The 18,536-nt window shown below is 48.7% G+C and carries 21 protein-coding genes and 1 riboswitch; all 21 genes read right to left on the reverse strand.

Translation table 11 applies throughout. From position 1 onward, the window contains the following. Positions 1–167 precede the first annotated feature (167 nt). Positions 168–767 carry an SMC-Scp complex subunit ScpB gene (gene scpB / locus AC6ESP_RS06000; RefSeq protein ID WP_497095778.1) on the reverse strand — a complete coding sequence of 200 codons (600 nt, stop codon included), beginning with the start codon at positions 765–767 and terminating at the stop codon, positions 168–170. Then, positions 736–1,515 (reverse strand): segregation and condensation protein A, encoded by a 780-nt coding sequence (locus tag AC6ESP_RS06005; protein ID WP_497095779.1) that lies wholly within the window; start codon positions 1,513–1,515, stop codon positions 736–738. The genes scpB and AC6ESP_RS06005 overlap by 32 nt, the downstream gene beginning before the upstream one ends. 93 nt (positions 1,516–1,608) lie before the next feature. Further along, a complete protein-coding gene (ribH, locus tag AC6ESP_RS06010; protein WP_497095780.1) occupies positions 1,609–2,076 on the reverse strand; it encodes a 6,7-dimethyl-8-ribityllumazine synthase in 468 nt (155 codons plus the stop codon). Positions 2,077–2,103: 27 nt separating this feature from the next. Then, the gene (locus AC6ESP_RS06015; RefSeq protein WP_497095781.1) at positions 2,104–3,345 is read right to left on the reverse strand and encodes a bifunctional 3,4-dihydroxy-2-butanone-4-phosphate synthase/GTP cyclohydrolase II; all 1,242 of its coding nucleotides are present in this window, start codon (positions 3,343–3,345) and stop codon (positions 2,104–2,106) included. Between the two features lie 42 nt (positions 3,346–3,387). Further along, entirely contained in the window at positions 3,388–4,065 is a 678-nt protein-coding gene (ribE, locus tag AC6ESP_RS06020; protein WP_497095782.1) for a riboflavin synthase, read from the reverse strand. A 15-nt stretch (positions 4,066–4,080) separates the two neighbouring features. Beyond that, positions 4,081–5,187 carry a bifunctional diaminohydroxyphosphoribosylaminopyrimidine deaminase/5-amino-6-(5-phosphoribosylamino)uracil reductase RibD gene (gene ribD, locus AC6ESP_RS06025; protein WP_497095783.1) on the reverse strand — a complete coding sequence of 369 codons (1,107 nt, stop codon included), beginning with the start codon at positions 5,185–5,187 and terminating at the stop codon, positions 4,081–4,083. Between the two features lie 157 nt (positions 5,188–5,344). Continuing rightward, a riboswitch (FMN riboswitch) is annotated at positions 5,345–5,552 on the reverse strand. Between the two features lie 34 nt (positions 5,553–5,586). Next, on the reverse strand, positions 5,587–6,018 hold the full coding sequence (locus AC6ESP_RS06030) for a peptidylprolyl isomerase (RefSeq protein ID WP_497095784.1): 432 nt from the start codon (positions 6,016–6,018) through the stop codon (positions 5,587–5,589). A gap of 55 nt (positions 6,019–6,073) precedes the next feature. Further along, positions 6,074–7,405 (reverse strand): diaminopimelate decarboxylase, encoded by a 1,332-nt coding sequence (lysA, locus tag AC6ESP_RS06035; RefSeq protein ID WP_497095785.1) that lies wholly within the window; start codon positions 7,403–7,405, stop codon positions 6,074–6,076. A gap of 146 nt (positions 7,406–7,551) precedes the next feature. Continuing rightward, a complete protein-coding gene (locus tag AC6ESP_RS06040; protein WP_497095786.1) occupies positions 7,552–9,189 on the reverse strand; it encodes a spore germination protein in 1,638 nt (545 codons plus the stop codon). Positions 9,190–9,225: 36 nt separating this feature from the next. Then, entirely contained in the window at positions 9,226–9,702 is a 477-nt protein-coding gene (locus AC6ESP_RS06045) for a stage V sporulation protein AB (RefSeq protein WP_497095787.1), read from the reverse strand. Further along, positions 9,647–10,297, reverse strand: a complete 651-nt coding sequence (locus AC6ESP_RS06050) for a stage V sporulation protein AA (protein WP_497095788.1) — start codon at positions 10,295–10,297, stop codon at positions 9,647–9,649. Before AC6ESP_RS06050 ends, AC6ESP_RS06045 begins: the two co-directional genes overlap by 56 nt. A 113-nt stretch (positions 10,298–10,410) precedes the next feature. After that, positions 10,411–11,169: an RNA polymerase sporulation sigma factor SigF gene (gene sigF, locus AC6ESP_RS06055; RefSeq protein WP_497095789.1), complete on the reverse strand. Its 759-nt coding sequence runs from the start codon at positions 11,167–11,169 to the stop codon at positions 10,411–10,413. A gap of 19 nt (positions 11,170–11,188) precedes the next feature. Next, positions 11,189–11,617, reverse strand: coding sequence for an anti-sigma F factor (gene spoIIAB, locus AC6ESP_RS06060; protein ID WP_497095885.1), 429 nt, complete (start codon positions 11,615–11,617; stop codon positions 11,189–11,191). Positions 11,618–11,631: 14 nt separating this feature from the next. Further along, positions 11,632–11,985 carry an anti-sigma F factor antagonist gene (gene spoIIAA, locus AC6ESP_RS06065; protein WP_497095790.1) on the reverse strand — a complete coding sequence of 118 codons (354 nt, stop codon included), beginning with the start codon at positions 11,983–11,985 and terminating at the stop codon, positions 11,632–11,634. 150 nt (positions 11,986–12,135) lie between these two features. Continuing rightward, positions 12,136–13,332 carry a D-alanyl-D-alanine carboxypeptidase family protein gene (locus tag AC6ESP_RS06070; protein WP_497095791.1) on the reverse strand — a complete coding sequence of 399 codons (1,197 nt, stop codon included), beginning with the start codon at positions 13,330–13,332 and terminating at the stop codon, positions 12,136–12,138. A 202-nt stretch (positions 13,333–13,534) separates the two neighbouring features. Further along, entirely contained in the window at positions 13,535–14,863 is a 1,329-nt protein-coding gene (locus tag AC6ESP_RS06075; RefSeq protein ID WP_497095792.1) for a pyrimidine-nucleoside phosphorylase, read from the reverse strand. Positions 14,864–14,885: 22 nt separating this feature from the next. Continuing rightward, on the reverse strand, positions 14,886–15,053 hold the full coding sequence (locus AC6ESP_RS06080; protein WP_497095793.1) for an aspartyl-phosphate phosphatase Spo0E family protein: 168 nt from the start codon (positions 15,051–15,053) through the stop codon (positions 14,886–14,888). A gap of 110 nt (positions 15,054–15,163) precedes the next feature. Beyond that, entirely contained in the window at positions 15,164–15,988 is an 825-nt protein-coding gene (locus AC6ESP_RS06085; protein WP_497095794.1) for a purine-nucleoside phosphorylase, read from the reverse strand. 33 nt (positions 15,989–16,021) lie between these two features. Next, the gene (locus tag AC6ESP_RS06090) at positions 16,022–17,209 is read right to left on the reverse strand and encodes a phosphopentomutase (RefSeq protein WP_497095795.1); all 1,188 of its coding nucleotides are present in this window, start codon (positions 17,207–17,209) and stop codon (positions 16,022–16,024) included. 54 nt (positions 17,210–17,263) lie between these two features. Next, positions 17,264–18,154: a site-specific tyrosine recombinase XerD gene (gene xerD, locus AC6ESP_RS06095; protein WP_497095796.1), complete on the reverse strand. Its 891-nt coding sequence runs from the start codon at positions 18,152–18,154 to the stop codon at positions 17,264–17,266. A 100-nt stretch (positions 18,155–18,254) separates the two neighbouring features. Then, positions 18,255–18,488 (reverse strand): DUF4227 family protein, encoded by a 234-nt coding sequence (locus AC6ESP_RS06100; protein WP_497095797.1) that lies wholly within the window; start codon positions 18,486–18,488, stop codon positions 18,255–18,257. Positions 18,489–18,536 lie beyond the last annotated feature (48 nt).

Genomic DNA, 18,536 nt, shown 5'->3' on the forward strand with positions numbered 1-18,536 from the left:
CCACTTCGCAGGTGAATCATTGCTCCGATCGCTGTTGTCCCCGAATTTCTTCATTACAAACCGCTTAGCGGTTGAAATTCGGGGACAAAGGCGAGCGCTTGCGCTTCTCCACAATGATTACACCCTCTACGCTCTTATTCGTAGATATTTCTCATTCATCAATGGTGTTAAGGTAACTCATCAATTGTAATCTGCCGTTCGCCTAGACGCTCGAAGAGCATTTGGGTCTGCTCCTCGAGAGCTTCGTCCATATCGACTTGGCCTGGCTCCGGCAATGCCTTGATACTGGATAATCCAAAATAATCGAGGAATGATTTCGTTGTGCCATATAGGATAGGCCGACCAATAGCCTCTGCCCGCCCTACTTCTTCGATAAGATCCTTGGACACAAGCGATTGAATCGCTCGGTCTGTCTTGACTCCACGAATTTCTTCAATATCTATTCGTGTAATAGGCTGTCTGTACGCTACAATGGATAGCGTCTCCAAAGCAGCCTGAGAGATCTGTGACCTTGTTGGGGTATACGCCATCCGCTCGAAATAAGCGGCATGCTCAGGGTGTGTAGTAAGCCTGTAAGCTCCCGCCACTTCGGTAACCTGAACGCCTCTCCCCTCCCTAGCTAAGTCACGATGCAGCTCGTACACTAGATCCGCTGCAAGCTCCGCATCCAGCTCCATAATATCGGCGAGCTGACGCTTGTTCAAGCCTTCGTCTCCAGCCATGAATAGCAGGCCTTCAATAATTGATTTCAATTTCGGATAATCCACTGTCCGCAGCTTCTCCTCTCCAATGAATAACGATATCTTCAAACAGCTGATGCTGATAACAACGAATATGCTTCATCTTCATCAGCTCCAGGATGGCAAGGAACGTAACTACAATCTCATGCTTATGCATATTCTCGCGTATGAGCTTAGAAAACCGAACCGTTTCGAATTGCTTCAGCACTTCGACAATATCTCTAATCCGATCCTTCACAGATATTTCATCCCTCTGAACGGTAGCTACAATGTTCCGCCTTGCCGCCTTTCGTACAGCACGCTGAAAGGCTGCAACAAGGTCCGAAATATGAAGACCTTCAAGCGGATTAGTAATCTGTTCTTTCATGAACGGTGTCATATCATCTGGCTCTCTGGAGAATACGAGACTCCGCTCCAGTTCTTTCTCTCGAAGCTGCTCCGCAATTTGCTTGAACTTACGGTATTCTATCAGCTTCTGAATAAGCTCATCTCTAGGATCAAGACCATCATCCTGCCAATCGTCATACTCGTCTTCAAAGACGGGTGGCTTCGGAAGAAGCTGCTTGCTCTTAATTGATAATAGTGTAGCCGCCATCACGAGAAACTCGCTTGTTAGATCAAGCTCCAGCTCCTTCATCGCATGCAAGTACTCCATATATTGATCCGTAATTTCACTGATGGACACTTCATGGATGTCGATCTCAGCCTTATCAATAAGATGAAGCAGCAAATCGAGCGGCCCTTCAAAGGATTCTAGCTTGTAAAGCACCGTCACTTCTTTTTTCCCCCCGCCCAAGCGTAAACGGTGCCGCCCTCTATGAATGAGGCGGCACCGGCAAATGTTCGCGTAACAAACGCATCTATTTGATTATAACAGCAATTTCGTCAAATTGGCCATTTCAATTGCAGAAGCTGCTGCTTCATACCCTTTATTTCCAGCTTTTGTACCCGCACGCTCAATTGCTTGCTCAATCGAATCTACGGTAAGAACGCCGAAGATCGTCGGTACGCCTGTCTTGAGAGCAATAGCAGCCACGCCTTTGGCAGCTTCATTGCATACGAAATCGAAATGTGGCGTTGACCCTCTAATAACAGCACCTAGAGTGATGACAGCGTCGTATTTGCCACTCTCAGCCATCTTTTGTGCAATAACCGGAATTTCGAAGGCTCCAGGCACCCAAGCAATCTCTACATCCTCATCCTTCGCGCCGTGACGCTTGAATGCGTCGAGTGCTCCTCCAAGCAGCTTGCTGGAGATGAACTCATTGAATCTTCCTACTACTACGCCATATTTTAACCCTTCTGATACTAAATGACCTTCATATACGTGTGGCATGTTAGCCCTCCTAAATTTAATTTATCGTTATTCTTGAATTTCTGCTTGTTCAAAGCGCATCATATGACCTAGCTTCGACTGCTTCGTTCGAAGGTAGGCATCATTGTCCTTATTCGATTTCATCTGAATAGGAACACGCTCAACCACTTCAATTCCATAGCCTTCCAACCCTTTGATCTTGCGAGGATTATTCGTCAATAGACGCATCTGCTTAATACCAAGATCCTTCAGGATCTGCGCGCCTATGCCATAATCACGCAGGTCGGCTGGGAAGCCCAGCTTCAAGTTCGCATCAACTGTATCAAGCCCCTGCTCTTGGAGAGCATAAGCCTTCAGCTTGTTAATCAGCCCGATGCCTCTTCCCTCTTGACGCATATAGAGAAGCACTCCGCGGCCTTCTTCCTCAATCTGTCTCATCGCTGCATCGAACTGCGGTCCGCAGTCACAACGATGCGAATGGAACACATCTCCTGTCAAGCATTCAGAATGAACACGAACCAGTACGGGCTGATCAAGCTCGCCTTTCACAAGCGCGACATGCTCTTTACCGTCGATCTCATTCGTGTAGGCATATGCGCGGAACACACCATAATCCGTAGGCATGTTCACATCAATAATACGCTCCACAAGCTTTTCTTTCTCATTACGATAAGCAATCATTCCCTGAATCGTTATCAGCTTCAGATCATGCTTTTCCTTGAAGACAAGCAGATCAGGCATTCTTGCCATCGTGCCATCTTCATTAATAATTTCACAGATGACACCAGCAGGCTCAGAATTGCACATAATAGCCAAGTCGATTGCCGCCTCTGTATGCCCGGCACGGCGCAGTACGCCGCCCTCTTTCGCTATGAGCGGAAAAATATGCCCAGGCTTACGGAAATCGGCTGCAGTCGTCTGTGGATCTATTAAGCCCTTAACGGTCTGAGAACGCTCATAAGCAGATATGCCTGTCGTCGTTGAGATATGGTCAACGGACACCGTGAATGCTGTCCCATGAAAGTCTGTGTTCTGGGTGACCATTGGCGGCAGCTCCAATTGCTCTGCACGCTCTTTCGTTATCGGTACACACACAAGTCCTCTTGCTTCCGTAATCATGAAATTAATAACTTCTGGCGTCGCTTTCGCTGCAAGTGCGATAAGATCACCTTCATTCTCACGATCCTCGTCGTCAACAACAATGACCGGTTTACCCGCGAGCAGATCCGCAATGGCTTCTTCTATTGTGTTGAACTGCAAATCTAGCTCTTGTTCTCTATCGTGTCCCAATTAGCTTCCCTCCTTCTTGTCATATGAAGCATGTATTATCCATTACAAAAAGCCATTCTCACTCAAGAAAGCAGCCGACAGCTTGCTCCCACCCTTAGCTGAGCCCGCAGATCTAGTGTCATTAGACTGCCTGTAATGAAGCAAATGATCAACATACTTGCCGATAACATCACATTCGATATTGACCGTATCGCCTGGCTTTTTACTCAGCAGTGCTGTTTCTCCAAGGGTGTGCGGAATAACGGATACAGAGAAGCCGTCAGGCTTCGTCCCAACTACCGTAAGACTAATGCCATCTATCGTAATCGAGCCCTTAGGTATCACATACCTAAGCTGTTCTGCATCGTCCAGCCGAACACTGAATACGACCGCATTCGCATCTGTTTCTCTGCCAGTAATAACACCCGTTCCATCCACATGACCTTGAACAATATGCCCACCGAAACGTCCGCCTGCCAGCATTGCCCGCTCGAGATTAACCGATTGTCCAGGCCTCAGCTGCTGCAGATTAGAATGCCGATACGTTTCAGGCATAACATCTGCCGAGAAGCTCGTGCGATTGAAGGAGGTCACCGTCAAGCAGACGCCATTCACTGAAATGCTGTCTCCGAGGGCCACACCTTCAGTTACACGCTCCGCCTCTATGCTCAGCACGAGCGCTTCTCCTTGCTTCGTGACCCGTCTGAGTACGCCAACTTCTTCTATCAGGCCGGTAAACACGGGCAGACCCCCTATCTATGAATTGCCGTATACCGGATAACCCGATATACAAATATCTTCTCCTGCCATCTCAACCTGTACATGCTCGAGCTCTACCGCTTGACTCATTTTTTCAAAGCCAGTGAAGGTGAAGGTTCCTGGTGCATCCAAGCCTCCAATAATTTTAGGAGCCATGTAGATCATTATTTTATCAATAAGTCCCGCTTCCAGCATGGCTCCGTTGAGCTTGCCGCCGCCCTCGAGCAGTATTGAACCAATCTCCAGCTCACCAAGCTTACGCATCGCCTCTCCTAGCTCAACCCGCTCTCCGCTTCCACAAGCAATGACTTCAACTCCGGCATCTGCCAATGACTGAGCCTTGGACTTATCCGCATTCTCTGTCGTTAGGATGATTGTTCTTACGAGACCATCCGTTACTAGTCTTGCATCAAGCGGTATCCGCAGTGCACTGTCAACTGCAACACGAACAGGATGAATCGCTGGAACCTCTGATCTTGTTGTCAGCTGTGGATCATCCGCTAATACCGTTCCAATTCCGACCATTATAGCCTCATGCTGATGACGGAGCGTATGTACCTGCTCCCTAGCCTTGGAACCGGTCACCCAGCGGCTATCGCCTGTACGAGAAGCGATCTTACCATCAAGCGTGCTTGCTGTCTTCAGAGTGACAAAAGGAAGTCTTGTCGTTATATATTTATTGAATTTCTCATTCATTAGGCGAGATTGCTCTTCCAATAGCCCCGCTTGAACCTCAATCCCTGCTTCGAGCAGGCGGGCAATTCCTCGTCCCGATACTTGCGGGTTAGGATCAGTTGCAGCTACAACGACGCGAGCTGCTCTTGCTTCGATAATTCGCTCACAGCAAGGGGGAGTCGTACCGTAATGACTGCACGGCTCCAGAGTCACATACACCGTTGCCCCTTCCGCTTCAGCTCCTGCCATATTTAAGGCATGTACCTCCGCGTGTCCAGTCCCTCTCTTCAGATGTGTGCCAACGCCGATGATCCGTCCATCCTTTACAACGACACAGCCAACTACTGGATTAATACCAGTCTGTCCTGCTGCTTTGGCAGCGAGCTCAAGAGCCAAACTCATATAATAAGAATCATTCAGTACTTCCATGAACGCAACAACACCCCCAATGGCAGCAATTGCCTTCGGGGGTGTTGTTAGATAGAGAGCCTATTCGAAGCGTAATGAAATGCGATTCAAACAAACCTAAACAGCTTGTGAATTTAAGCACAAGCAAATAAGCGTGAATGAGCATAAGCTCCGAACGTGTCTCCTTCTCCCATCCAGACTTTACTGTCGGTCCCGGAGTTACACCAGGTCCACCGTTTCCTATTCACGATTGCGTTTGTACGCTCATAATGGATAGGCTACGGGTCACGGACTAACGAGAAAGCGCCGCATGTAGGTTGCCCTATAATGCATGCGCCTGCTCGATCACCGCCGGTTGGGAATTTCACCCGACCCCGAAGGAAAAACCACTGTTACATTATTTTTGTTAGTATCTTATCATTAAACGTCGTAAACTTCAACCTTTTCCATTTTGTCGCGGCCTTGGAATGCATCAACATGCTCCATGCCTTTGGACACTTTGCCAAAAACAGTATGTTGACCATCAAGATGCGGCTGTGGTGCATAGCCGATATAGAACTGGCTTCCACCTGTGTTGCGGCCAGCATGAGCCATCGCGAGCGATCCGCGCTCATGCTTGTTCGGGTTGATCTCACAGTTGATTGTATATCCAGGACCACCAGTACCAGTTCCGTTAGGGCATCCGCCTTGAGCTACGAAGCCAGGAATAACACGGTGGAACACAAGTCCGTTATAAAAACCGTCATTTGCAAGCTTCTCGAAGTTTGCTACTGTGTTAGGTGCATCTTGATCGAATAGGTCGATTAGAACCTCTCCGCCGTTTGCCAAAGATATTTTCGCTTGTTTTGCCATGTATGAACATCTACCTTTCTGTATCCGAATAGTTCTACGTTACCAAATATCGCCTCTAGTTCGCAAGTGTTGCTTTGCGAAGTCTAGCTGGAATCACGTCGTTAGTGACAATGTTCTCAAGAGACTCACGCTTAACAACGAGGTCTGCTTGACCATCTTTCACGAATACGACTGCTGGACGGCGAATCCGGTTGTAGTTGCTTGCCATCGCATAATTATATGCTCCAGTACAGAATACAGCAAGTAAATCGCCAATTTCGGCTTTTGGAAGCTTCAGATCGATAATCAGCTTGTCGCCGCTCTCGCAGGCTTTGCCCGCAACTGTAACGATCTCTTCATTCTCTTCATTGGCACGGTTCGCAAGAACAGCTTCGTACTCCGATTGGTAAAGCGCAGGACGCGGATTATCTGTCATACCGCCGTCAACTGCAATATATTTGCGGACGCCAGGAATATCCTTGCTCGTTCCGATTGTGTAGAGTGTTGTACCAGCGTCACCGACCATGCTGCGGCCCGGCTCAACCCAAATTTCTGGCAGTGGGAACTCAGCTGCTGTGAAGTGAGAAATGATCGCATCGGTAATCGCACCAACGTATTCCGAGATTGGAAGCGGTGTGTCGCCTTCCACATAACGGATGCCGAAGCCGCCGCCAAGGTTGATCACTTGGAAAGTCAGGCCGAACTCGCTGCGAATAGCTACTGCGAATGCTGCTACTTTATCAACAGCCATACGGAAGCCATCTACTTCAAAAATTTGCGACCCAATATGGGAGTGGACGCCGAGCACTTCAAGATTAGCCAGTGTAAGAGCTTCTTGAATGGCTTGCTTAGCCGCACCATTCGCAAGGTCGAACCCGAACTTGGAGTCTTGCTGTCCAGTTGAAATGTATTCATGCGTGTGAGCTTCTACGCCTGGCGTAATGCGAAGCAGGATTTTAACCTTCAAGCCTTTGTCAGCCGCAAGTGAGTTAAGCAAGTGCAGCTCGATGAAGTTGTCGACTACGAAGCAGCCGATTCCAGCTTCAAGAGCCATATTAATCTCATCAGGCGTCTTGTTGTTGCCGTGGAAGTGAATGCGCTCAGCCGGGAAGCCAGCTTGCAGTGCAGTATGCAGCTCGCCGTCAGAGACAACGTCAAGAGACAGCCCTTCTTGCTCCGCAATCGCACACATAGCCATTACACTGAAAGCTTTGCTCGCATACGCGACTTGGAATTTAAGTCCGGAGGCTTTGAATGCTTCCACATATTCTGAAGCACGCTGACGTACTAATGCTTCGTCCACAATATATAACGGAGTGCCGTATTCCTGCGCTAGGCCGGTTACATCGCAGCCGCCAATTTCCAAATGCCCTTCGGCATTGATTTTACTAGTTCCATGCAAGTACATAATTATATTCCCCTCGGCTTTCTCTTCCACTTATAAATAAGATAGAAGATTATAATAGATTCGATTTGCACCAATATCATCAGTATATCGCAATCTATCCCGCAGAGAAATGGATAATTTCACAATTGATTTGCATTTTTATCGTTTCACTTCGTCTGAGGCATTTTATCCCGCTGCTGCGCCCGCAGCAGATTAGGCCTTGTTCTATTTTTGAGAATAGGCTGTCTAATAATAATGTTCCACAGCGCATGCATATCGAACGGAATGAATGGCCACATGTAGGGACGATTGAAGGAACGCTCCATACATAAAGTAACCAGTACTATCGTCGTAGCAATAACGAAGCCTGGAACTTGGAACATGGCCACTGTGACAATGAGCAGTAGCCTCACAATCCTATTCGCCAGACCAAGCTCATAGCTCGGGGTCGCGAACATTCCGATTGCCGCTATTGCCATATACAAAATAACTTCGTTGATAAACACCCCTGTCTGTACCGCTATGTCCCCGATCAATATAGCTGCAACTAATGACATGGCCGTTGCCAATGAGGATGGCGTATGCACCGAGGCCATTCGCAATAAATCCACACCAATCTCAACCAGCAGAAATTGGACGAACAGCGGCAGCTTGCCTGTCTTCGTCGGACCTAGAAATTCAAGTGCTGCCGGCTTCAGCTCCGGATGCATGACGAACAGCAGCCATAAAGGAAGCAGGAACAAGGAGGAGAATATACCGAGGAACCGTACCCATCTTAGATAGGTCCCAATGAATGGGGTTTGACGATTCTCCTCCGCATGCTGCACTAGGTCAAAAAAAGTAGTAGGGAGGATCATGACACTCGGTGATGTATCCACAAAAACGACAACATGACCTTCCAGCAAATGCGAAGCGACAACATCTGGGCGTTCCGAATAACGAACCATTGGATAAGGGTTCCAGCCCCGCTTCACCGTAGCCTCCTCCAGCTGCTTGTCCGCAAGCGGTAGACCGTCCACCTTAACCATTGCAATTTTATCTTTAATGGATTTCAGCAGCTCTTTATCAACCAGATCATTTATATATGCGATGCATACATCTGATTTCGTTCGCGCCCCTACCTGAACAAGCTCATAGCGAAGCTGAGGATCACGCAGCCTCCTCCGAACGAGTGAAATATTTACCATCAGCGTCTCGTTGAAGCCGTCTCTACTGCCGCGTACAACACGCTCCAGCGTCGGCTCCTCTGGGCCCCTCGCCGGGAAGTTCTTGGCATCTATCATTAGTGCTGCCGACTCTTTGTCGATGAACAGCGCGGTTTCGCCCGCGAGTACGCCTGTGAGCATGAGATTCCAATCCTTCTGCTGCTTCACTTGTGCGGCTGGCACATACAGATCGAGAAAGGAATGAACAGCATGAGTAGAGAGATCCTCCGCCTGCAGATAAGTCAGACGCTTCAGCACCTCCGTCAACAGTGTGTCCTTCGCAAGGCCATTCATGAAGAATAGGGCTGTTCGCCTGTCACCGAAGGTCATCTCCCTCACAACGACGTCGAAGCTGGTTTCATAGCCGACTTCATTCTTCAACCGTTCGATCACTTCATCCAGATCAGCCGGTATCGCTTCACTCCTCGCTTCATTGTCCTCTCTGGCAGAGCCTCTCTTCGAGGCTTTCCGTGACTTCGATTCTACAATCGGAGTTGCCTGCTTGCCCATCTCCTCATTCTGCTGCTCCTTAGGCAAATTCATATATGGATGCGAGTGCTCGCTATCCGACTGCTCACTATCTTTGTTCCAATCGCTCATATGCACACACCTCTCTGACCTCTTATACCTACCTCTTCACCATTGAAAAACAAGCCAGTCGAATAAGGAGCCAATCGTCTTCCCCAGTACCATAGCCATCACTAGACTTACCATATAATCAGACAGATTCATTCTCTTCGCTAATATTGGCAGCACATTCATAACCTCGGTTAACGCAGCGGCAAGTAATCCGACGAACAGCCCATTGAACAGCCCGGATACGGCTAGCACTGCAGCTGATGATAGTCTTAGCTTCCAGTCGAGGAAGTCAGCGAAGGTCCAGTACATCGAACCGCTGATCACTGCTGTCTCGAACCATAACGACATTCGGTAAGCTTGGGCAATCTGCGCTAATCTCGGAACGAGGTCAAGCACAATGAGCAAAGAAACCAACCCGCTGCCGACTGCAAGCCCACCAGACAAGCCAAGCAGCGCAACGAATAGATTGGCCAGCAGATCAGCTATCATCGCCGCTCCGCGCCTTGCCATGCTCGTATTTTTTGCGCATTTCATCCGCTATGACATAGGCATTCACATTCTCCTGATACGCGTATAACTCAACTTCGAGCGGATTGGGCTCTTCATTGAACCGTTTGCGGAACAGATGATTGAAGAACAGAATCATTCCGATGCCAATCCCGAAGGAATACGGAATCTGGAACCATAGCGGGTGGTCCGTCTTCTTACCGGTAATGAGCTCTACAATTCGAATATGAACATCCTTCATGCTGACATCGGTATGGAAGTTCATAATGGCCAGACCTGCTCCGAAGAACAGCAGAAGCCACGCGAACAGCAGCACTAGAATTCGGGGCTTGACCGGCTTCTCCGACACCATGATAAGCACTTGCGGATCTCCATAGGCCTCAACACTCAAATCTGGCTCTTGCTCACGTATAGCCTTGACGATCTGCAGCAGATCAATGACGACGCGATTGCCATCGGCTTTGCGATGCTGATACAGCACCAGCTGATTGAGCTGCTCCTCCTGCTCATCGGATATAGCGAGCAGCCGAGCAGCTTGACCTAAGGTAACGCTGCGTTCCGGCCTTATATAGATTCTTTTTTTGAGACGAAGATAGAGGGCTGATTGCTTCGCTCTGACCATCCTGTCATCAGTCCTTTGCCTATATCTTGGGTTAAGGTTAACTTCCTTTGTAGTATGAGAAAAGGACGAGGCGGATAGTCATGCTTAATCAGGTAAAAAAAACCAAACCGCCCTTACTGGGCGATTTGGTCTCTAATGGATTGAAGTATTTTTTTCTCCAGGCGAGATACCTGAACTTGTGAGATTCCGAGCCGGCTAGCTACCTCGGATTGTGTCTTATCGCGATAATAACGCAGGTATACGATTAATCGCTCTCGCTCATTAAGGCCTTCTATAGCTTCTACGAGCGCAAGCTTATCGAACCATCGTTCCTGCGATTCATCCGCGATCTGATCCATGAGGGTGATGGGATCGCCATCATTCTCGAACACCGTCTCGTGAATAGATGTAGGCGGCTTATTAGCCTCCTGCGCGAACACCACATCCTCTGGCGTTATGCCGAGGCGTTCTGCCACTTCACTGATCGTTGGGAGGCGTCCCAGCGTCTTAGACAGCTCGTCCTTCATCTTCCGAACCTTGTTGGCGGTTTCCTTAAGCGATCGGCTCACCTTGATTGTACCGTCATCACGCAAAAAGCGTTGGATTTCCCCGATGATCATCGGTACAGCATAGGTTGAGAACTTGACATCATATGATAAATCGAATTTGTCTACAGACTTGAGTAGCCCGATACAACCGATCTGGAACAAGTCCTCCGGCTCATAACCTCGGTTAATGAACCGTTGAACGACAGACCATACCAATCGAATATTACAATGGACAAGGGTGTCCCTTGCCAGGGTGTCGCCAGTCTGGCTTAGCGCAATAAGACGTTTTACTTCTGCATCATCCAAATACGGCTGAGCCGTTTGCTTTTTCAAATCGACATCCATGAGGTTCAACCCCTATGCTCTAGTTATAGAGCGCTTTTTTCGATTCGATTCGTTTCAGCATCGCAAGGCGCGTACCGCCGCCCAGCTCGCTGGAAACCTCGAAACGGTCCATGAAATTTTCCATAATTGTGAAACCCATGCCTGAGCGCTCCAGCTCTGGCTTGGAAGTGTAGAGCGGCTGACGGGCCAAATCCAGATCTTCAATTCCTCGCCCATTATCGCTAATAATAATGGATATTGCATCGCCTTCTATGGCTGCTTCAATCGTAACCTTCCCCGAAGGATCGCTGTCATAGCCATGAATGATCGAGTTCGTTACCGCTTCAGATACCGCGGTTTTCAGATCATTCAGCTCTTCCATTGTAGGGTCAAGCTGAGATACAAAAGATGCGACCGCAATACGTGCGAAAGCTTCATTCTCTGAGCGGGCGCTAAAGGTAAGCGTCATTTCGTTTCGTCTGTTCACGAGACCACCCCCAGACTTGAAATCGCCGTGCTTTCATTGTCATGAATTTCTAGAATCTTGAATAGCCCTGACATTTCAAACAAGCGATAGACACTCGGATTAACGTCGCATACGACCATTCTGCCGCCTCTACTCTTAAGCAGCTTGTACCTGCCGAGAATGACGCCTAGCCCGGAGCTATCCATGAACTGCAATTCCTTCAAGCTAAGAATAATGTGATCGCTGACGCCTCTGGCAATCGCTTCTTCCATCTTAAACCGAACAAGATCGGCCGTATGATGGTCGAGTTCTCCCCGAAGGCGTACAATAAGCACATTCCTGTAATGCTCCAATTCCGTTTGTAAACTCATTATCGCTGTTCATCTCCTCTAGCAACGCATTTGGATAGAACTAGCATTTCTCCAAGCCCGCTTCTGTTTCCTGCATGGCGACAAAACTAGAAGCAGAGCGCTAGAAGCTGACAAATTATGTGACAGGAACCTCACTGATTCAGACAATATTTACGTAAACAGACCACCGAAGGAGCGTTTCAGCAGCAGCCACCAGCCTGCTTTGTTGATTGACTCTGGTGCATCAATCGGGAATTCCTTCAGCACTTCATCACCTTGATATACAATCAGCTTGCCGATGGACTGTCCGATGGCGACCGGCGCCTTCAGCGGCGTATCAATCTGAAGCTCATAACGAATATCCTTCGTAGGCGTTCCTTTTTTGAGCAATACACTATATGGATGCTTCGCTACTAGAGGGAGCTGTGCAACTGCGCCTTTCTCAACACCCACTGTCCCCATTGTGTCGCCTTCTTTGAGAATGGAATGCGTCATGAATTGGGCAAAAGCGTAATCGAACATCTGCGAAACTTCCGCATTTCTCATCTTTGTATTCGGCTCTCCCATTACGACTGCAATAACTCGCAGGTTATCCCGCTTCGCTGTGGCAGTCAGGCAGAACTTCGCTTCATTCGTGAAGCCTGTCTTCAAGCCATCGGCACCGCTGTAGAATCGAACAAGCTTATTCGTATTCACCAGCCAGAATGGCTTCTCCGACGTTTTGCGCAAATAATCCTGATATAAGCCGGTGTACTTCGTTATTTCTGAATGCTTGAGCAGCTCTCTGGACATGACTGCGATATCATGTGCTGAGCTATAATGATCTGCAGAAGGAAGTCCATTGCAATTGACAAAGTGAGTATCCTTCAATCCAAGCTGCTGAGCCCTTTCATTCATCATTGCGACGAATTGCTGTTCGCTGCCCGCTAGCTTCTCCGCCATCGCCACGGATGCATCATTGCCTGAAGCAAGTGCGATGCCTTTAATCATCTCTTCCACTGACATTTGCTCTCCCGGCTCAAGAAAGATTTGCGAGCCTCCCATCGAGGACGCATATTCACTCGCCTGCACCTTGTCAGTCAGCTTGATCGTGCCATCGTCGAGCGCCTCCATAATGAGGAGCATCGTCATGACCTTCGTAATGCTTGCTGGCGGCAGCTTATCATTACTGTTCTTCTCATAAATGATCGTTCCACTGTCAGCGTCCATTAGAATGGCTGAGCGAGCCTCCGGTGCCAGATCCGTTGTTGCCGCTTGTGGCTGTGATTGGTCAGCAGCAGTCGGCTCCTTCGCCATGGCGGCGGTTGGAAGTACAACTGCAAGAGCGATAACTAGTGTGAACAGCCTGATACAAACGTTAGTTTTCATAAGCAAGGTCTCCTCCAAAGAAGCTGCGACGCTGCCATTAAACGAACTAAGGAAGCAGCCGCAATTCGGCTATATTTTCTTCTCCAGTCTTGACCTTTTTCATGCAAAATATTCCACCTGCTCGTAGACTTAAGCATATAAATAAAAAAGATGCGGCGGAAGCTCATAAACTGGCTTCTACCACATCTTATTAGGATTACTGTTAATACCTCGTTACTCCTTCGTGCGTGACAACAGACAGCAGCAGTGGACGCTCCTCCGGCTTCTCAGCAGACAAGGTATATGCGCTGCGCACCTGATCAGCAACAGCTGTCGTTGCGGGTCCGTGATCTCGAGCATGCAGCACGGCAATTGTCTCACCTAAGCTTACGTACTCACCGAACTTTTTGCGAATCGTAATTCCGACAGCGTAATCGATCGCTGCTTCTTTGGTTGCTCTGCCTGCTCCAAGCACCATCGCTGCAAGCCCCAGCTGCTCCGCATCAATCGCGGACACGTAGCCTGCTGCGGAGGCTTTCACCTCCTCCGTAACTGCTGCTTGAGGCAAGCGGCTTGGATCGTCAGCAACGGATGCATCTCCGCCCTGGGCTGCTACGAACAGTCTGAACTTCTCCAGAGCAGCTCCGTTATGAAGCTGCTTCTCCAGCAGCTCTCTAGCCTCAGCCACATTCGATGCCTTGCCGCCTAGCACAACCATATGTGCGCCAAGCGTCAAGCTGAGCTCCGTCAAGTCTTCAGGCCCTTCCCCTTTGAGTGTAGCAATTGACTCAGCCACTTCAAGAGCATTGCCGATGGCGAAACCAAGGGGCTGATCCATATCACTAATGACCGCCGCTGTATGGCGTCCAACCTGCGTTCCGATATTAACCATTGCTTGGGCGAGCTCTTCAGAATGCTCCAGCGTCTTCATGAAGGCACCGCTGCCTGTCTTAACATCTAGCACGATTGCATCAGCGCCAGCTGCTATTTTCTTACTCATTACAGAGCTTGCTATAAGAGGTATCGATTCTACCGTAGCGGTAACATCTCGCAGCGCGTACATTTTTTTGTCCGCAGGTGCAAGATTGCCGCTCTGACCGATTACCGAAAGTCCAAGATCGTTGACTTGATTAATAAATCTCTCGCGAGACAGCTCAGTCTGGAAGCCTTCAATTGATTCCAGCTTGTCGATCGTTCCTCCGGTATGTCCTAAGCCTCGTCCTGACATTTTGGCTACAGGCACACCTACCGAGGCAACAAGAGGAGCGAGAATCAAGGTCGTTTTATCGCCTACACCGCCAGTACTATGCTTGTCCACCTTAATACCGCTAATCGGCCCAAGATCAACTTGATCGCCTGAATTAGCCATGGCAAGCGTAAGGGCTGCAGTCTCAGCAGCTGTCATTCCGCGAAACAAAACAGCCATTGCGAAAGCTGACATTTGATAATCTGGAATAACACCATCGCAATAGCCATCCACAATAAAGGATAATTCCTCAGCGCTAAGCTCTCCGCCGTCACGCTTTTTCTGTATTAAATCAACCGTACGCATGCCTTCACTCCATTCATCGGCATTACTTCATCCGAGTCATTGCTCGCTGCTCTTGAGCTCTTACGATTAGCTCATCCAGAGATTGGCTAAGCCTAAGAACCTCACGGTTAAGAAAAGTTTGCTTAACCAGAGCTGTTTCGACCATTTTGTCGCGGATTTTTTCCATCTCTAAGAGTAATTGCTTGTCCATTTCTCTCTCCACTCCAGTTTTCGTAATCAATGGACATTATACGATAACAAGAGCAAAAAATACTGTCACAATGAGTCGAGCCAATTGTTACATTTCTGTTACAATACTTTTTAGAAATGAGGGATTAGTCCTTTTACCAGGGCTAGGAATTGGGACTTGACGCGTTCCGTTGTCTCCATTACCTCAGCATGCGACAATGGCTGGTCCAGAATACCCGCCGCCATGTTGCTAATACATGAAATTCCTAGCACCTCAATGCCTGCGTGACCTGCTGTAATCACCTCAGCAACAGTCGACATTCCGACAGCATCCGCGCCGAGCACACGCAGCATACGAATTTCTGCAGGCGTCTCATAGGTAGGTCCGAGCAGACCAGCGTATACACCTTCACGAAGCGATAGACCTTGGCTGGCTGCGGTACGGCGTGCTACTTCACGGAGCCTTTTGCTGTATGCCTCGGACATATCAGGGAATCTGACTCCAAGCTCATCATCGTTAGGACCGATAAGCGGATTCTTGCCAGTCATATTCAGATGATCCGAGATGAGCATCAGATTGCCTGGCTCATAGTCAGTGTTGACTCCGCCTGCTGCGTTCGTAACGAGAAGAGAGGTTACGCCAAGGGCCTTCATAACTCGAACCGGAAAAGCGGTAATCTCAGCACCATAGCCTTCATACATATGGAATCGTCCGCGCATTAGAACGACGATACGGCCGGATAAATGACCAATTAGCAGCTCCCCCGCATGTCCTTCAACAGTAGACACCGGGAAATGAGGAATATCGTGATATGCAATCGTAACAGCATCCTCAATATGATCCCCGAGCACACCAAGGCCCGAACCCATAATAAGCCCAATCTCAGGCTTAAGGGGAGTCTGAGCTGCGATATACGCAGCTGCTTCTTTGATATGTGATGAACTTAATAAATTCATAGGTATCCCTCCAGTTGCATTATAAGTAGCTGCTTACTCGCTCGTGATGAGCTGGTCAAGGAAGCTTGTTCCATTCGGTGGTGCCTGTACTCCAAAATTGTGGGCAATTGTTGCCCCGAGATCAGAGAAGGTCTCGCGAGTCTCCATTCTCACCGGATTCCGGAATACTGGACTGTACACAAGAAGAGGCACATACTCCCGCGTGTGATCGGTTCCGGGATGCACCGGATCATTGCCGTGATCTGCTGTAATGATAAGCAAATCTCTCTCCCCTAGCTTTGCTTCCAAATCTGGAATAGCGCGATCGAATTCCTCCAGAGCCTCAGCATAGCCTGCCGGGTCTCGGCGATGTCCATAGAGTGAATCGAAATCAACTAAGTTCGTGAAGAGAAGGCCTTTGAAGCTTGTCCCCAGCTCACTAATCGTACGGGCTATCCCATCTGCATTGCTCTTGGTAGGCGTAGACGCCGTAATGCCCTCGCCATCGAATATGTCATTGATTTTGCCAACTGCAATCGTATCATAGCCAGCCGCCTGTAGGGCATCAAGTACGGTAGGCTGCGGAGGCTTAACTGCATAATCATGACGATTAGGGGTCCGCTTGAATGAGCCTGGCTTACCTATATAGGGTCTGGCGATCACTCTGCCTACAGCATAACGCTCGTCCATCGTAAGCTCTCTTGCGATCTCACATGCACGGTAGAGCTCCTCAAGTGGTATAAGCTCTTCATTGGCCGCAATTTGGAACACGCTGTCCGCAGATGTATATACAATCCATGCACCTGTCTCCAGCTGCTCTGCGCCAAGCTCGTCCAATATTTCAGTGCCGCTGGCTGGCTTATTCCCGATGACCTTGCGTCCTGTGCGTTCCTCAAAAGCCTCAATTAGCTCCTTAGGAAAGCCCTCTGGAAAGGTCTGGAAGGGAACGGTTAGCTTCAGCCCCATCAGCTCCCAGTGACCTGTCATCGTATCTTTGCCGACTGATACCTCAGCCATCTTCCCGTAATAAGCCGCTGCTGCTGCTTCAGATGGCTTCCAGTCACTAATCGGTGCGATTCGGTCAAGTCCCCATCTACGAAGATGAGGTAGCTCCAAACCGGCTATTCTCTCAGCGATATGCCCTAGCGTATGAGCTCCGGAATCACCGAAAGCTGCGGCATCCGGCAGTTCTCCAATCCCGACGCTGTCCAATACGATTACCGCTATTCGATCGAATTTCATATGCTGTTTCCTTTCCTCCCGCTTCTATCCCAAATAGAGAAGGCTAGCCTTCTGTTAGGCGCGGGGATGAGCGTTATTGTAAGTATCCTTCATTCGAAGCTTCGATAATTTCGTATATCTCTGAGTCGTCGATATATCCGCATGACCAAGCAGCTCCTGCACGGAGCGCAGGTCTGCCCCATTCTCTAGCAAATGAGCTGCGAAGGAATGACGCAGTGTGTGTGGCGTAATATCTTCTTCTATACCTGCTTCCTTGGCATATTTCTTAATCATCTTCCAGAAGCCTTGCCTTGTCATACGCGTTCCCAGCAGATTCAGGAACAATGCTTCTTCTTCCTTCAAAGGCTTGACCAGCTCGCCTCGTCCTACCTCCAAATAATCATTCAGCGCCGCTGCCGCTACTCGTCCGAACGGTACGATACGTTCTTTCAAGCCGCTGCCTACACAGCTGATAATATTGAGCTGCAGGTTTACACTGCTGACATTAAGAGATATAAGCTCAGAGACACGGATGCCTGTCGCATACAACAGCTCCAGCATCGCTTTATCCCTCTTACCTGAGGCTGTAACGGTTAACGGCGTTTCGAGCAGCTGCCCTGCCATTTCAATAGACATGATGTTAGGTGCTTTTTTCTCTTGTTTAGGTGTTTCTATGTAGATGGCAGGGTTCTGCTGAATGAAGCCTTCTACCGCCAAATAATGAAAAAAAGCGCGGATAGATGCAATATGTCGTGACAGAGTCGACGCTTTGCGTCCCTTTTCCTTCAGCCCCATTAAATAATGAGATAAATGATGCCTTTGAACAGAAACAGGCTGTGTTACGGATTGTTTCTCCAAATAGTCGATAAGTCCTTCTAAATCTCTGCCGTACGACTCCAAAGTGCTTGAAGATAACGAGCGTTCGACGGATAAAAACCGCATAAAGGTTTGAACTTGAGCTTTCATTGCATTTCCTTTCATTAACTATCCTTTGGACAAGCTTGGATACAAATATTCCACATTCGACTCTTTAAATCCTTCTTCTTGCCTAATTTTGTCGAACATATTACTCCCCATACCAGTAGAACCATCTTAAGCGATCGGCAACACTGCCATACCCCGGCGTTTGCGGATCTACTTGAAATACTTTCAACGCTTCTCCCTTAGGCGTCTTATATGGATGAACGGGAGAAATGACTTCAACAAGCAAGTGGTACCCTCCCGTTGCTAGTATGAACAACAAGCCAAATATAAGAACAAATACTAATCGACTGAACCATTTGCGCAATGACAGAACCATCCGCTTCGTCCCCTTTCCACTGCTGGATTGGTTGTCCGTATCCCCATC

The sequence above is a fragment of the Paenibacillus xinjiangensis genome (assembly GCF_059686975.1).